This is a genomic window from Ruegeria halocynthiae (assembly GCF_000743705.1).
Lineage (GTDB): Bacteria > Pseudomonadota > Alphaproteobacteria > Rhodobacterales > Rhodobacteraceae > Ruegeria > Ruegeria halocynthiae_B.
The window spans coordinates 97,133-112,904 of the sequence record NZ_JQEZ01000003.1; the positions used below are offsets into that span (position 1 = coordinate 97,133).

Here is a 15,772-nt window from a genome sequence, read left to right on the forward strand (position 1 = left end):
TGTCACAATAATCTGGGGGGCACTTCGATTGTGTTCTCTTGGGCGACCTGCTGGAACAGAGCGGTGCGCAAAGTGGTATCAGCCCGCCAATCTGTGGAGATCAGCAGGCTGGGCGTCGGTTCACGGCAACCCAAAGCTTTCGTCAGGTTGCAGCTGACTGCGCCGGGTCAGATGTATTTCCTACATGTTGATTGCGGAAAAACAGATAGTAGCAGCTGGGCACAAAGAACAGCGACACCGGCGTGGCCAGCAATAGCCCACCGATCATCAGCGTGGCCATCGGCTCGAACAGCGCACCGCCCGACAGCGACATGGGCACAAGTCCCAAAATTGTCGTCAATGATGTCAGCATGATCGGGCTCAGCCGCTTTTCCGAGGCCGTTTTGATCGCCGTCAACAAGTCCATCGTCTGACGCTCGATGTCGATCTGGTCGATCAGAACGATTGCGTTGTTGATGATGATCCCCATCAGCGACAACAATCCAAGGATCGCAAAGAACGACATGGGCTGACCCAGCACATACAGACCCAGTGGCGCACCAATCACGATCAGAGGGATCGTCATCAACGTCATGCCGACCCGCCGGAACGAGTTGAACTGGAACATCAGCGCAATCAGCATCACCGCCAGCGCAGGCGGTAGACCTGCCAGCAGGATGCCGTTGGTCTCGGCCGCATCACTGATCTCGCCACCGATCTCGATCGAGTATTCGGGGCCAAGGTCCAATGCGTCCAATGTCGGCTGAAGTTCCGCCAGCACTTCGTACGCAGACAGCGTGCTGCTTTTGCCCTGAATCTTGATCTGACGTTCCTGGTTTTCACGGCGCAGCTGTGAAAACTCCATTTCCAGATCGAAAGTCGCCAGCGACTCGATGGACACCAGTTGGTTGTTGCCGTTGGGCAGGTTGAAATTCGCCAGATCCTCAAGACTATCGCGGAAGCTTTCCCCGGCCCGGATTACGATTGGAATGCTCTTGTCACCTTCGCGGTAGACGGACAGTTGCGAACCGGAAAAGAACGCGTCCAGCGCCTGCGAGATGTTCTCGGAGGTGATCCCCTGCTCGCGCACTTTGTTCTGCGCGATATCGACCACGATCTTGAGGACTTTGTTGCCCCAGTTGTTTTCAAAGAAAGTGATGTCGGGAACCTCGGCAAACGCCGCCTCGACCGTACGGGCAGAGCTCAGCAGGACATCCGCATCCGGACCGCTGATCTTGACCTCGACAATCCCGGATTCCGCACCCCCCATCGACAGGCGCGTCACGCGTGTCTGCGCCTCGGGGTGGTTTTCGATCAGATAGCGGCGTGCGCGTTCTGCGGCGTCCACCGCGCCCTCAAAACTCTGCGTGTTCACAAGGATAAACGCCGAGGCCGGGTTGGTATCCGCAGGGTTCAGTGCCAGATAAAAGCGCGGGCCGCCGTTGCCGACAAACAAGGTGGTGCTATCGACTTCGGGGTTGATGGTTTCGTCCTTCAGCCATTGATCGACCTCAAGCGCGCGCGCTTCAGTTTCCTGGATGGCCGTACCTTTGGGCATGTTGAAATAGATCAGATATTCGGCCCGTTCGCTCAGCGGGAATTGTTCGTTCTTGAGCGCACCAAACACACCCGAGGTCAGCAATACCAGCGCATAAGCGGCGGGAATGACCAGCACGCCCCAGCGGATCAGACGCCCGTTGATGCTGGAATACAGGCGCACCAACAATCCAGTTTCCTGACTGTCTTTGGCCTTGGACGGCCGCAGGAAGATCGCACACAGATAGGGCAAAATGTAATGCGCGCTTAGCCATGATCCCAACAGCATCAGGCCAACAACGGCACCCAGCGGAAAGGCAAACTCGCCATTGCTGCCCTTGAGGATGAACATCGGAATGAATGCCGAGATTGTGGTGATCGAGGCCACAGCCAGCGGGACAAAAAACTGGCCCCCTGCCCCAATTGCCGCCTCATTGGGCGCAGCGCCTTCATCCAGACGCCGCTGGATGTCCTGCACGACAACGACGCCGTTATCGACCAGCAGACCCAACGAAATAATCACGGCGGCGATCGAAATCTGTTCGATGCTGATCCCCAGAAGCTTCATGCCGATCAGGGCAAACATCATCGCAAACGGCACGATGCTGGACACCACAAGCGAGGCCCGAAGCCCCAGAAACAGCGCCATGACCAGAAACACCACGCCAAAGGTCTGACCGACATTGGACAGGGCATTGTTGATGGCCTTGGTGACATTGGTTTCCTGAAAGGTTGAGAACGCATAGGTGATACCGATGGGTTGACGGTTTTCCAGATCCTGCAACCGGTCTTTCAGGGTTGCGCCAAGGACCTGAATGTCCACGCCGGGGCTCATTTCAACCGCCAGCATCAGCGCTTCTTGACCGTTGAAATAGATCGGAGCCTCTTTTGGATCGGCATAGCCACGGCGCACCGTCATCAAATCCTTCAGGCGCAGATATCCCGCCTGCCCCTCTACCGTCGTCAGGACGTTCTCGACATCTTCGACAGATTGCAATTCGCCATTGGCTTCGATCACGATATCCGTGCCATCCGCCTGCAATTGACCGGCCGGAAGGATCACGTTCTGTGCCCGCAAGTCCTGCAACACAGAATCAAGCTGCACACCGATGGTGGCCAGCTTGCGCCCGTCAAGCTCCAACCAGATGCGTTCCTGCTGTTGCCCAAGGATCGAAACCTTGCTGATGCCGGAAATCAGATACAGCTGCTGACGCAGATCGTCTGCGGCATCCCACAGCTCGGCATTGGTATAGCCATCGCCGGTAATGGCGATTGTGGCGATGGCTACGTCGCCATAGTTGGTGTTGACCTGCGGGCCGACCGTGCCAGGCGGCAAAATCTGCGCGACATCCCGCATCTTGTTGCGAATGTCCTGAAACACACCCTGCAGTTCGGATTTCGTTGTTTCGTCGTAAATCTCAAGGTTGATTTCCAGATTGCCCGTGGAAATCAGCGTGTTGATCTTCTTGATCTCGCCAATCTCGCGCAGCGACCGTTCAATCGGTTTGGCAATCAGGTTCTCCATTCGGTTCGGGGACATGCCCGGAAACTGCGCCGTCACCACCGCCGCACGAATGGTCAGTTCGGGGTTTTCCCGTTTTGACAGGCTGAAATAAGTGGAAAGGCCCATCATGGCCAAACACAGGATGACCAGCACCGTTAGCCGACTTTTTTCGATACCGAAACGCGTCAGAAAATCCATCTGCCCACTCACTTATCTGCAAGCAGCTTGACGCGCATGCCTTCACGCAGGAACGGAACGCCTGCGGATGCCACGCGCATTCCAGGCTCCAACCCTTCAGAGACCAAAAGCTTGTTGTCGCGTACGCCAACGATCAGAATCTTATGCTTTTTGACAGTCGATTCCGATTCATCGAACACATACACTTCTGCCGAAACCGGGTCCGTTTCGAGCGCACCCTGTTCAAACTTCGAGCTTTCAGCCAGCGCCGAAAGCGGGATCGAATATCCGGGTGCTTCGCTCAACGTGATTTCCAGCGAGGCTTCGGCGGCCATTCCAGCGCGTACATCTGCCGGTGCATCGGCGATGGAAACCACGACCGGGAAAGACGACACCCGGTCCGCGCGCGCGCCAATTTCGGTGATTGTACCCTCCAGCACCGTGCTGGGGCGGGCAGCCAGACGCACCTTGGCGGGTTGACCCAGTGTTATGACGTTGAGAACGTCGAAGTTTATCGTAAACTTCACCTCAAACGCGTCGGTCTTATAGATCGTGGCCACGGGCGCGCCCTGATTGACGTTGTTGAAAGAGTCCACGTTAACCGTATTCAGGATGCCGTCGAAGGGTGCCACAAGAGTAGTTTTCCGCAACTCTTCCTGCGCCAGCTTCAATGCACTGCGCGCCTGCGCCAGGCCGGCATCGGCGGACGTCTTGGCGGTTTCGGCATTCTCAAGGGCGACCTTTGTGGTAGAGCCACGCTCAAACAGCGTCTGCTGCCGTTCAAGAGCATCGGCAGTGTTCCGCGCTTCGGCCTCGGCCTGACGGATTTGCGATTCTGCCTGGCTGACATTCAGATTGAACGAAGTTTTCTCAAGCTCGGCCAGAACATCGCCCTTGCGCACCACCTGCCCGACATTCAGACGCACCTGTCCCAGCTTGCCGCCGGTTTCAAACGACAGCGTGCTGATATCGGCAGGAACCAGTACGGAGGGATAGTTGAGTTGCATGGTTGCACTGGTTTCTTCGATCAAAACCGTCTTCAACCCACGCACCACGTCCTGTGCATGTGCCGCTGAAGCAATAACAAACGTAAGCGCCAATGCGCCGACAAGATCGGGCAAGCATCTAAACTTCATAAACATCTCCAACTGCACCTTGTTCACGCTGGGCCTGACATCTGGATATGCCGCAAAGCAAATCGAGATACCAAAGCCGGGACGCCCAATACAAACGTGGTCTGCAACTTACAAGAGTGACCATCAAGTCACAGTTGCGTTACGCTACCGAACCGGCACGGTCCCGCCTCTGCCTGACACCCGACAGCAAGCAACACCGTCGTCGTCGCCGTTGTTATTAGCGGACCAATGGCCGACGGTATGGTGCAATCTCTGGATTGCCAAAGGCCGAACTGATACATGGAAAATCACTGGCCCCGCCCCCAACAGGTTGTGATCATGAAGAATATGCGCGCCGATTTTCCCAAGAATTTCCTCTTTGGTGTCACGACCTTTGGCGGCCAGACCCAAAGCCGCGCCGATCAGAACACATTCACAGCCCCCAACGGCACGGAAACGCCTGACGAAATGGATCGCTGTTTGCGGTCCCTAGATCTGGTTCAGAGCGCGGGGTTTGACTGCCTTCAATTTTCAATCAGCTGGACCCGCGTCCTGCCCGAAGGGCGTGGCCTGATGGATCAGAGTGGTCTGGATTTCTATGACCAACTGGCCGACGCGTTGTCAGAACGCGGCATTCGCCCCTGTGCAATCCTGGATCATCGTGAACTGCCCCCCTCGCTGTCGGATCTTGGCGGCTGGCGGAATCGCGATATCGCTGACTGGTTCGCTGATTTCACCGAAACCATCATGGGCCGCATCGGTGACCGCATGTTCAGCGTTGCGCCGTTCACCAAACCTGCTGGCATCGGATGGCACAGTCATTTTGATAATACCCTCACGCCCGACATGCGTGCAACCGCTCGTGCGATGCATCACGCTCTGCTGGCTCATGGTCGGGCTATCGAGGCCATGCGCGGGTTGGGAATGACCAATTTAGGTGCGGTTTTCGATTTGGAATGGGCTGACCCCGCCGATGACTTGCGCAATCGGTTTTTTCTGGATGGCGTGCTCAACGGAGCTTATCCAAAAGACGTGTTGGACCATCTGGAACCCTATCTTCCAACTGGTTGGCAGCAGGACTTTGACGCAATCGGGCGACCTATCGACTGGTGCGGGCTGACCTCTGGCACGTGGAAACTGGCGGCTTCATCTGGTGCTGTAGAGACCGACCCGCAAGATGCCCCCCAGATACTGCGCCGTATCATGCGAGATTACACCAAAGAATTGCCGATCTATATCACCGCAAACAGCCAACCCGGCGGTGATCTCCGTCAGGATGAAGTCCAAACGGAGTCTCTGGATCAACATCTGAATGTGGTTCATGCGGCATTGGAATTGGGCGTACCAGCCAAGGGCTACTTTTTGCGCCCCGTATCAGAGTATGCTTTCAACGCCCTAAAATCCGCACTGGCCGGGGGATCTGTTTCTGAACCGCTGGCACAACCCGCCGGTACCATACAGGCGCATTGGAATCTGGTTGCCGATATCGGTGGTACAAATACACGACTGGGCGTGATCTCGAACGGTGAACTTGTAGATCTGCGCAAATATCCCACGGGGGCCTTGCCCGAGCTGTTGGACGCCTTTCACACCCTGCGGGACGAGGTCGGAACTGACCCGCGCGCCGTGGTCGCCGCCGGAGCGGGGCCTGTGAACAACGGCACAATTCGCCTGACGAATGCGCAGCTTGATCTGTCAGAAGACGACATCGGGCAAGCCACAGGCGCGCGGCATACATTTGTGATCAACGATTTTACCGCCGCCGCGTGGTCCGTTGCTGAAATCACTGGGGATGAGGTTCAGGTTCTGCAGGGTGCCCCAACTCCGCCCGTCGGCACTCGCCTTGTCGTTGGTCCCGGCACCGGCCTTGGGGTCGGAGCGCTGGTGCATTCCGAAGGCCGCTATCACACGGCATCCGGCGAAGGCGGCCATATCGGCCTATCCCCGCGTCATGTCGATGAGGTCGAAGTCTTTGGCGCAGCGCGTCACATCGCGGCTGAATGTTTTTTTGACGACAGCCTGACGCTTGAGGCTGAAATGTTCCTCAGCGGCACTGGCCTGCCCATTCTGTACCGGGCCGTCGGAATGGCTGCCGGGCAGACCGACACGCCCATTCGCAGCGCCAAGGATATCCTACACGACGCTCAGGCAGGAACCGACCCGATTGCGCAGAAAACGGCGCATATGTTCACCACCCATCTTGGGGCTTTGATGGGGGATCTTGCGGTTGCCTACATGCCCACGGGTGGCGTTTTCCTTGTTGGCGGGGTCGCTGAAAAGAACCGCTGGCTGTTCAAGGACGCGTTCCGCGATGCCTTCAATGCGGGAGGACGATTCAGCGGGTTGCGCCGGTCGATGAACCTTTATGTATCCGAGCAAGCGGAGTTTGGCATTGTTGGCGCTAACAATTTCTGTAAAAGTGCGCTTGCGCGGTAAGTTTGCCGCCTGATCACGCAAACAGAAAGGACCCGGCATGATCCTGTGCTGCGGCGAAGCCCTGATTGACATGATCGCTGCCCCGACCGTTTCGGGCGAACAGGGATTTGTGCCACACTCTGGCGGGGCTGTGTTCAATACCGCCATCGCGCTGGGGCGGTTGGGAGTACCCGCTGGAATGCTGACGGGTCTGTCCACGGATATGTTCGGGCAACAGTTGGCAAAGGCGCTGCAGGCCAGCCATGTCGACGCAAGCCACGTGATCCGGTCAGACCGCCCCACCACATTGGCTTTTGCGCAATTACTATATGGACACGCGACTTACAGCTTTATAGACGAAAACTCGGCCGGTCGGATGCTGACACCCGAAGATATGCCAGACCAACTGCCCGCAATTTCGGCACTGTTTTTTGGGGGTATCAGCCTGGCCTGTGAACCCAGCGCCAACGCTTATGCCGCCCTGTTGAATCGACATGGGTCGGATCGTGCTGTCATGTTGGACCCAAACATCAGACCGGGTTTTGTGCAGGACCAAACCCGCTATCGCACTCGCCTGAACGGCATGATTGCCCAAGCCGACATCGTGAAGGTTTCGGACGAAGACCTGGACTGGATCATTCCCGGCCCCGAACCCCTTGCCGAAAAGGTCCCTCTGTTGCTGCAGGCCGGGCCTGCCGTTGTCATCGTGACCAAAGGCCGTGATGGTGCAACAGGGTATCTGGCCGACGGGTCGGAAATCGCGGTGCCCGCGACCCCGGTTGAGGTTGTCGATACGATCGGTGCCGGGGACACGATTAATGCGGGTATTCTGGCTGCACTGGACAACGCGGGTCAACTGACCAAATCCGGCCTGCGCGGTCTGAGCACCGAAAACCTGCGCGCAGCGCTTGCCAATGGTTCCAAGGTGGCCGCAATCACCGTATCCCGCGCCGGAGCAAACCCGCCCTGGGCGGATGAGCTTTGACCCAAAAGGGACACAGATGAAACGATCAGACATCAACCACATCAAATCTCAGGCCGAGGAGTTTATCCGCTCATTCGGGACCGTTCTGCCCCCTTTTGCGGACTGGTCACCCGACCAGTTGCGCAGCGCGCAGGCAAAGAACATTCGGGATCGTGGGCTTGGCTGGGACATAACCGATTATGGTCAGGGCCGGTTCGACGAACTGGGCCTGTTCCTGTTCACGCTGCGCAACGGCGATGTTCGCGACCTGGCCAATGGTCAGGGCATGCTTTACGCCGAAAAACTGCTGGTCTCACGGGACAAGCAGCTTTCCCCGATGCACCGCCATGTCGTCAAAGCCGAAGATATCATCAACCGGGGCGGCGGTGATCTGATCATGGAAATCTACGCCTCTGACACGCAGGGCGGGATTGACCGGGAAACACCCGTTGTCGTTCCCAGTGACGGCTGTCCTGTCACGATCCAGCCCGGCGAGCTGATGCGGCTTAAACCGGGTCAGAGCGTGACCCTGATGCCCGGTATCTGGCATGCCTTCTGGGCGGAAAAGGGGGATTGCCTGATTGGCGAAGTGTCGACAGTCAATGACGACCGCACGGACAACATTTTCGAAGACCCCATCCCCCGTTTCGCAACCATCGAAGAAGACGCCACGCCCGATTTTCTGCTGGTGGCAGATTACTGAGGGCAGCCCGTTCAGTAATCAATGAGTGCCACGCGGAACGAAATATGGGTCTATCAGGATCGTTTCACTGGCCTTGTTGGGGTTGGTCAACCGCTGATCCAGCAACCAGATCACCCGTTCGACCGCCTCATCGACCGGATTGCAGACCGTTGAAAGGTCAAAAGTCGGCCACCGCGCCATTTCAATGTCGTCAAACCCAACGACGGACAAGGATTCGGGCACCGCGATCCCCATCTCTCGGGCGGCGGTCAGGGCACCGATCGCCGATGCATCATTCGCGCAGACCAGCGCATCCAGCGTGTTTTCCCGCAACAATTTTTTTGCCGCGTTAAATCCGGCCTCAACCGTAAACTCGCCCTTGGCTTCTGCGATCAGCGTCAAACCCGCCTGGTCCAAAACCTCGACCAATCCGGACCTGCGGCCTGAGGACGATGAAAGTTTCTCGGGGCCCGCGACAAATCCGAACCGCGTGCGGCCCGCATCCACCAACACCCGAGCCGCAATACGTGCCCCTTCGGCATTGCGGCAACAGACGTTGTCGACGCCCCTGGCTTCGACGATCCGACCCGACGAAATCATCGGAACCCCGATCTTGCTGCACTGAGTTACAAGCTCGCTCTGCATACTGCCGCCGCGCAGGATCAGGGCGTCCAGCGGATAGCGCAAAACCTGGTGAATGGCTCTTTCGGTGGATTGATCACCGCCATCAATCAGAATCGGCCATTTGTTCAACGCGTTCAGCTCACCCACCAGGGCCGTCACGAATTCGGTGTCATATGCGCTGCGCATATTGCCGACAAAAACGGCCACCAGATGCGAACGTCCGCCTTTCAGACCAGCCGCCAACGCGTTTGGCTGATATCCCATTCTGGCTGCCACTTCACGGATTCGCTTCCGTTTATCCGCATCCAGATATGTGCCCGGAGTAAATGCGCGTGACACGGACGAACGCGATACACCCGCCGCATCCGCCACGGTCTGCGCTGTCACCCGCCGCGGTCTTTTGATTGAAATATCTTTTTCGTCAATCACCCTAAGTGGTCCCCTAAATCTGATTAATTTCTCAATATTGCTGAAAATCTTTCACTGAACTGTCACATGACCTGCGTATGTGACCACGTGTGCACAGCCTGTGTATCACATTCGGGGAACATCCCCGACTGAATCTGACTTTTAAAGCTGCAAGGGGCAAATGCCCTGCAACCTGGGGCACTTACCTGCCAACAGGGATGCTACCGTACCGGAGTATGAAATGACCAACCTGAAACTCTGCGCAACCGCTGCCACCATCGCGTTCACCGCGACCGCAGCCTTTGCTGAAACCGAAATCACCTGGTGGCACGCAATGGGCGGTCAGCTGGGTGAGACCGTCAACCAAATCGCACAGGACTTCAACGCAAGCCAGGACGAATACAAGATCACTCCGATCTACAAAGGCAGCTACGAAGAGACCCTGACCGCAGGCATCGCCGCCTTCCGCGCGGGCGAACAGCCCAACGTCATGCAGGTGTTTGACGCCGGTGCTGCCACGGTGATCGGCGCCAAGGGCGCGACTATCCCGGTTCAGGATCTGCTGTCCAACAATGGTGCCGACTTCGACATCAACGACTATATCGCGGGCGTTCGCTATTTCTATGCCGACAGTGACGGCAAGATGATCGGCATGCCGTTCAACTCGTCCACCCCGATCATGTATTACAATATCGACGCGCTGGAAGCCGCCGGTGTAACCCCGCCGAAAACCTGGGAAGAGTTCCAGTCGACCACCGCTCCGGCGTTGAAAGACGCGGGCTATGTCGCCCTCAGCCAGTCGCACCTGCCCTGGATCTTTACCGAAAACTTCATGTCGCGTCACGATCTGCCGTTTGCGACCAATAACAACGGATATGACGGTACCGACACTGAAATCCTGGTCAACAATGACGCGATCAAGGCCCATTTCACCGCTGTCAGCGAGTGGAAAGAAAACGGCATGTTCGAATGGTACGGCACCGGCTGGGGCGACAACCAGAAACCGTTCGAAGAAGGCAAGGTTGCCATCTGGCTGGGTTCGTCGGGTTCCTTCGGTGGTTTGCTGCAAAAAGACCTGCCGTTCGAGTTCAGCGCGGTTGAGCTGCCGTATTGGGAAGCCGTCACCACCGAACCGACCCAAACCTTCATCGGTGGCGCAGCCCTGTTTGCCATGTCCGGCAAATCCGACGAAGAAAACAAGGCAACCGCCGAATTCTTCCGCTTTCTGACTGCGCCTGAAACCCAGTACTTCTGGCATCAGGAAACCGGTTATGTGCCGATCACCGAGGCCGCCTATGAAGTTGCCAAGAAAGACGGCCACTATGACCGTTTCCCGGCCGCCGAAGTCGGCATCACCCAACTGTCGGCCAAAGCCGGTGAAAACACCAAAGGCTATCGCATGGGTTTCTATGTCCAGATCCGCGACATCATGAACCGCGAATATGGCCGCATCCTGACTGGTGAAACCGACGTGGAAACCGCATTCAAGACCATCGAGGCTGAAGCCAACGCACTGTTGGCCCGCTTTGCCAAGACCCAGAGCTAAACTCTGAATCACCCCCAGGATGGTCGCGCCGCTTTGGCGCGGCCATCGTTCTTTTTGACAACGGACACCTTATGAAACGCGCGGGCTTCGACAATATTTGGCTACCAGTGGCGCTGCTGCTGCCGCAACTGATGATCATCGCCATCTTCTTTTATTGGCCTGCGGGCTGGGCGCTGCAGTCATCGTTCTTCCTTCAGGACCCGTTCGGGTTTGGTTCAACCTACGTCGGGGCAGAAAACTATACCTCGCTGCTGGGCAATGATCAGTACAAGCGCATCGCCTGGTTCACGGTTGTCTTTTCGGTGCTTGTCACCTTTTTCTCGCTGGCCATTGCGCTGTTGCTGGCCGTCAAGGCCGACAAGGTGCTGCGCGGGGCCCGGACCTATCGGACGCTGTTGATGTGGGTCTATGCCATCGCCCCGCCGGTGGCCGGTTTCCTTGGCATCTTGTTCTTTGACCAAAGCACCGGACCGTTGACCAAGTTCTTTCAGATGTTCGGCTGGGATTTCAAACTGGGCGTCGATTACAACGCGACGGCAACAGCGATGGTCATCGTGGCCGTGTGGAAGCAAATCCCGGTCAACTTCATCTTCTTCCTGTCGGGCTTGCAATCCATCCCGCGTTCCGTGCGCGAGGCGGCGATGATCGACAATCGTTCCGCCACCGGCCGGTTCTGGCAGGTGACCTTTCCGCTGCTGGCGCCCACGGCGTTCTTTTTGCTGATCATCAACATCACCTACGCGCTGTTCGACACCTTCGGCATCATTGATGCGCTGATGAAGGGTGAGCCAGGCAACAACCCGATGACGCTGGTCTACAAGGTCTATATCGACGGCTTTCGCGGTAATGATCTTGGCGGATCGTCGGCTCAGTCGGTTGTCCTGATGGCCCTTGTTCTGATCCTGACCGTCTTTCAGTTCCGGCTGCTTGAACGCCGGATTCACTATACCTGAGGGGGCTTATCGTGGCTGACACAACACTTGAAACACCCGCTGTAATTCCCCATCGCCGCAAAATCCGCTGGGGCACGGTCGGGGACCACGCGGTTCTGATCCTTGGATCGCTGCTGATGATCCTGCCGCCGCTTTTGGCGCTGACCACGGCCAGTCATGATGCGGTGACGATCCACCGCGAAGGGCTGCAACTGACGCTGGGCGACGATCTGGGCAAGAACTTTCATGCCGCCATGTTCGAAAAGGGCGGGTTCACCCAAACGGTCGATGGCATGTTGATGCTGATGAACTCGTTCATTCTGGGCGTGGGCTTTGCGGTTGGCAAAATTGTCATCTCGATGATGGCGGCCTATGCGATTGTCTATTTCCGCCTGCGGTTCGCAACGCTGGCATTCTGGATCATCTTCACCACCCTGCTGCTGCCGCTTGAGGTGCGCATCCTGCCATCTTACGAAGCGATCCAGAAGCTGGGTCTGACCAACACCTATACCGGGTTGATCGTGCCCCTGATCGCCTCGGCCACTGGAACCTTCTTTTTCCGGCAGTTCTTTATGTCGGTGCCCGAAGAACTGGCCGAGGCCGCCCGCATTGATGGCGCAGGTCCGTGGAAGTTCTTTGTCGACATCCTCGTCCCGCTCAGCCAGACGATGATCGCGGCGATCTTCATCATCATGTTTGTCTTTGGCTGGAACCAGTATCTGTGGCCAACCCTGATCACCACCGATGAAAGCTTTTTCACGCTGGTTCGCGGTATCAAGCAGATCGTCCTGTCCTATACCGACAGTCAGATCCCCGAGCACGGGCAGGCACTGGCGTTGGCTATCGTGGCGATGATCCCGCCCGTGGTGATCGTCGTCTTTTTCCAGAACTGGTTCGTCAAGGGCCTTACAGAATCCGACAAATAAGGAATACGCGCATGGCTCAGGTCAGTTTAGAGGGCATCCGCAAGGTCTATCCCAATGGCTACAACGCGGTCGAAACCACCAGTTTCAACATTCGCGATGGCGAGTTCGTCGTGCTTGTTGGCCCATCAGGGTGCGGCAAGTCCACCTTGCTGCGGATGATTGCAGGGCTGGAGGATATCACCGAAGGTGTGCTGAAGATCGGCGACCGGGTGGTGAACGATGTGGACCCGGCAGATCGGGACATCGCGATGGTGTTCCAAAACTACGCCCTGTACCCGCATATGACAGTCCGCAAGAATATCGGCTACGGGCTGAAAAACCGGGGCATCCCGGCGTCCGAGATTGACGCCAAGGTTCAGGACGCGGCCAAGATGCTGAATCTGACCGAATATCTGGATCGCAAACCGGCGCAATTGTCGGGCGGTCAGCGTCAGCGGGTTGCCATGGGCCGCGCCGTGGTCCGCGACCCGGCCCTGTTCCTGTTTGACGAGCCGCTGTCAAACCTGGATGCGAAACTACGCAACCAGATGCGGATCGAGATCAAGGCTCTGCAACGCCGCCTTGGAACCACGGCGGTTTATGTCACCCACGATCAGGTCGAAGCGATGACCATGGCCGACCGTATCATCGTGCTGAACGCGGGCCGGATCGAACAGATCGGCACACCGTCCGAGATTTATCACAACCCGGCTTCAACCTTTGTCGCCTCGTTCATGGGTGCGCCGCCGATGAATTTGATCGACGCCCAGGTCGATCAGGGGCAAGTTCGGATCAATGGGTACAACAGGGTGATGCCCGCACCCGCTGCGCATTCCGGCCCGGTGACCATGGGCATCCGCCCCGAAGACGTTACGCTGAACGCAGATGGCGATATCCGCTTTCACGTCGACATTCTGGAGGAGCTGGGTGCCCACCGCCTGCTGCACGGCGCCATCGCCGATCAACCGTTCACCGTGATGGTCAACAAGGATCATGCGGCGGACATCGGGGAAACAGGCATCAGCCTGAAGCCCGACGCGCTTAGGTTGTTCGACATGGAAACAGGCCAAAAGCTGTGATCACGAACACCGTTGACGCCCTGCCCGCAGTCACTGCGACCCAGCGGGCCGGGATCCTTGCTGGGCCTCGGACAGCCGAAGCCCACCGGGCATTGTTGGCGGGTGTTCCGGCTATGAATACGCTGCAACTGGGTGGGGCCGCGCAGGCCTCGACATTGCCGGCCGAATTCACCGTGGCCGCCTGGAATGTAGAGCGTTGTCTTTTCCCCGAAGCGACTGCGGCGCATCTGGGCAAAATCTCACCCGACATTGTTCTGTTGTCCGAGGTCGATCACGGTATGGCGCGCACCGCGCAGCGCCACACGACCGAGGTGATGGCCAACGCAATGTCCATGACCTATGCCTTTGGGGTCGAATTCTACGAACTGGGTCTGGGTGGCGAGAGCGAACGCCATTTCTGCGCGGATGACTTCAACGCTTTGGGCTGGCACGGCAATGCGATCCTGTCTTCGGTCCCGTTCCAACGCACCGCGCTGATCCGGCTTGACGATCATGGGCATTGGTTCGCGGCTGACGCCCGTGCATGCGATCCTGATCAACCGCGTATCGGTGGTCGCGTCGCCATCGCGGGGATTGTTGCAACCGAGACCGGATCACTCTGTGTCGTCTCCACCCATCTGGAAAGCAATGCTGACGTCCCGCACCGGCGCCACCAATTCGAACGGCTGCTGGATGCGGTCGACAGGTTTGCCCCTGATATGCCCGTCATCATTGGCGGCGACCTGAACACCGGAAACCACCTGCCGCCCGATTTCGACTGGCGGCGGGAAACTTTGTTCGATCTGGCTGAAACCCGGGGCTATTCATGGTCTTTCACGGCCCAGGGCATTACGACACGGCCCAGCCTGATAACTCCGCACCCGGACCGCGCGATGAAGCTGGACTGGCTGGCCGCGCGTGGCCTGACATGCCGGGACAACGGAGTGCTGTCGTCAATCTCGGACGAGGGCACTCCTCTGTCCGACCATGACTGCGTTTGGTGCCGGGCCTGCTGAACCCTGCACAATTGGCATGATCCAGCGGCAAAGCCACGCCCAAACAGCCCGCATGGAACCGGGTAATTCTGCCTGCCAACAGATAAGTCCCTTTTCCTAAACCGGAAAAGGGCATTAACATGGACCGGACAACCACAGGAGGAAGGACCGGTCTGATGGTTACCAAAGCAGAGCTTGAAGCCCAGGTTGCTGAGCTGCGCCGTCAACTGGCCGCGCAATCCGCCGCAAACGCCAATGCACATTCGACGGATCAAGACGCATCGGCAAATCCGCATGATACGATGGCCGACAAAATTGCCGATAACATCGACACCTGGTCCACCCAGATCGAAGACGCGCTGACCGAGTTGGAGGACCTGCCGCACAAAAAGCCGGTTCTGTTTGCACTTGGCATTTTCACGCTTGGCTATCTGCTTGGCCGATCCCGGTAGGAGCCCCTGACATGAGCCGTATTTCCCGCAATATCTCGATCATTCTGCGCGCCGAAAGGTTGATTGCCCAAAGACATGTCACCGTTGCGGCAAAACGCACCGGATTCTATGCCGCCGCCGGGCTGGCGGTTGGATTGGCGGTCGTCATGCTGAACGTGGCCGGGTTCTTCTGGTTGTCCGCGACACTGTCGAAACCGCTGGCCGCAGTGATTATGGCCGGGGCCAATCTGGTACTTGCCGTCATTCTGGGGCTGTTTGCCAATTCGCTGAACGCGGATACGGACACATCAGCCGCTGTCGAGCTGAGGGACATGGCCCTGCAAGACATTGAAACCGAAATCACGGACGGGCTGTCAGAGGCCCGCAACACCATGGCCAGCATCCGACGGGACCCTGTCGGCACCCTGACCCCCGAGGTGTTCAGCGTCATCCTGAGAACCCTGATCAAATACGCCCGCAGCCGAAAGGAATAGGCTGACC

Annotated in this window: 13 protein-coding genes; 10 read left to right on the plus strand and 3 right to left on the minus strand. The window is 57.6% G+C overall.

All coding sequences use genetic code 11. The features are described 5' to 3' along the window. Positions 1-142: 142 nt before the first annotated feature. Together JT51_RS11315 and JT51_RS11320 are read right to left on the minus strand one after the other, a co-directional pair. Positions 143-3,217 (minus strand): efflux RND transporter permease subunit, encoded by a 3,075-nt coding sequence (locus JT51_RS11315; RefSeq protein WP_081894667.1) that lies wholly within the window; start codon positions 3,215-3,217, stop codon positions 143-145. 8 nt (positions 3,218-3,225) lie between these two features. Then, positions 3,226-4,332: an efflux RND transporter periplasmic adaptor subunit gene (locus JT51_RS11320; protein WP_160175180.1), complete on the minus strand. Its 1,107-nt coding sequence runs from the start codon at positions 4,330-4,332 to the stop codon at positions 3,226-3,228. A gap of 318 nt (positions 4,333-4,650) precedes the next feature. Between JT51_RS11320 and JT51_RS11325 the strand changes: the two genes are divergently transcribed. Genes JT51_RS11325 through JT51_RS11335 form a run of 3 tightly spaced genes read left to right on the plus strand, consistent with a single transcriptional unit; the run spans position 4,651 to position 8,393 of the window. After that, the gene (locus tag JT51_RS11325; protein WP_037314080.1) at positions 4,651-6,747 is read left to right on the plus strand and encodes a family 1 glycosylhydrolase; all 2,097 of its coding nucleotides are present in this window, start codon (positions 4,651-4,653) and stop codon (positions 6,745-6,747) included. 37 nt (positions 6,748-6,784) lie between these two features. Then, positions 6,785-7,711 carry a carbohydrate kinase family protein gene (locus JT51_RS11330; RefSeq protein ID WP_037312477.1) on the plus strand — a complete coding sequence of 309 codons (927 nt, stop codon included), beginning with the start codon at positions 6,785-6,787 and terminating at the stop codon, positions 7,709-7,711. Between the two features lie 16 nt (positions 7,712-7,727). Then, positions 7,728-8,393, plus strand: a complete 666-nt coding sequence (locus tag JT51_RS11335; protein WP_037314081.1) for a D-lyxose/D-mannose family sugar isomerase — start codon at positions 7,728-7,730, stop codon at positions 8,391-8,393. Between the two features lie 18 nt (positions 8,394-8,411). On the opposite strand, the gene JT51_RS11340 is transcribed toward JT51_RS11335, so the two are convergent. Continuing rightward, positions 8,412-9,383, minus strand: coding sequence for a LacI family DNA-binding transcriptional regulator (locus JT51_RS11340; protein ID WP_235216167.1), 972 nt, complete (start codon positions 9,381-9,383; stop codon positions 8,412-8,414). Positions 9,384-9,645: 262 nt separating this feature from the next. On the opposite strand from JT51_RS11340, the gene JT51_RS11345 reads away from it, so the two are divergent. From JT51_RS11345 to JT51_RS11375, 7 genes are all read left to right on the plus strand, one after another. Then, on the plus strand, positions 9,646-10,950 hold the full coding sequence (locus JT51_RS11345; RefSeq protein WP_037312483.1) for an extracellular solute-binding protein: 1,305 nt from the start codon (positions 9,646-9,648) through the stop codon (positions 10,948-10,950). A 71-nt stretch (positions 10,951-11,021) separates the two neighbouring features. Then, positions 11,022-11,903: an ABC transporter permease subunit gene (locus tag JT51_RS11350; RefSeq protein WP_037312487.1), complete on the plus strand. Its 882-nt coding sequence runs from the start codon at positions 11,022-11,024 to the stop codon at positions 11,901-11,903. 11 nt (positions 11,904-11,914) lie between these two features. Continuing rightward, positions 11,915-12,808, plus strand: a complete 894-nt coding sequence (gene ugpE, locus JT51_RS11355) for a sn-glycerol-3-phosphate ABC transporter permease UgpE (protein ID WP_037312490.1) — start codon at positions 11,915-11,917, stop codon at positions 12,806-12,808. Positions 12,809-12,819: 11 nt separating this feature from the next. Then, entirely contained in the window at positions 12,820-13,866 is a 1,047-nt protein-coding gene (locus JT51_RS11360) for an ABC transporter ATP-binding protein (RefSeq protein WP_037312493.1), read from the plus strand. Further along, positions 13,866-14,861, plus strand: coding sequence for an endonuclease/exonuclease/phosphatase family protein (locus tag JT51_RS11365; RefSeq protein WP_037314082.1), 996 nt, complete (start codon positions 13,866-13,868; stop codon positions 14,859-14,861). Before JT51_RS11360 ends, JT51_RS11365 begins: the two co-directional genes overlap by 1 nt. A gap of 155 nt (positions 14,862-15,016) precedes the next feature. Further along, complete coding sequence (locus JT51_RS11370) at positions 15,017-15,292, plus strand: hypothetical protein (RefSeq protein WP_152563337.1); 276 nt, start codon at positions 15,017-15,019, stop codon at positions 15,290-15,292. Positions 15,293-15,303: 11 nt separating this feature from the next. Then, complete coding sequence (locus JT51_RS11375) at positions 15,304-15,765, plus strand: hypothetical protein (RefSeq protein WP_037312499.1); 462 nt, start codon at positions 15,304-15,306, stop codon at positions 15,763-15,765. Positions 15,766-15,772: the final 7 nt, after the last annotated feature.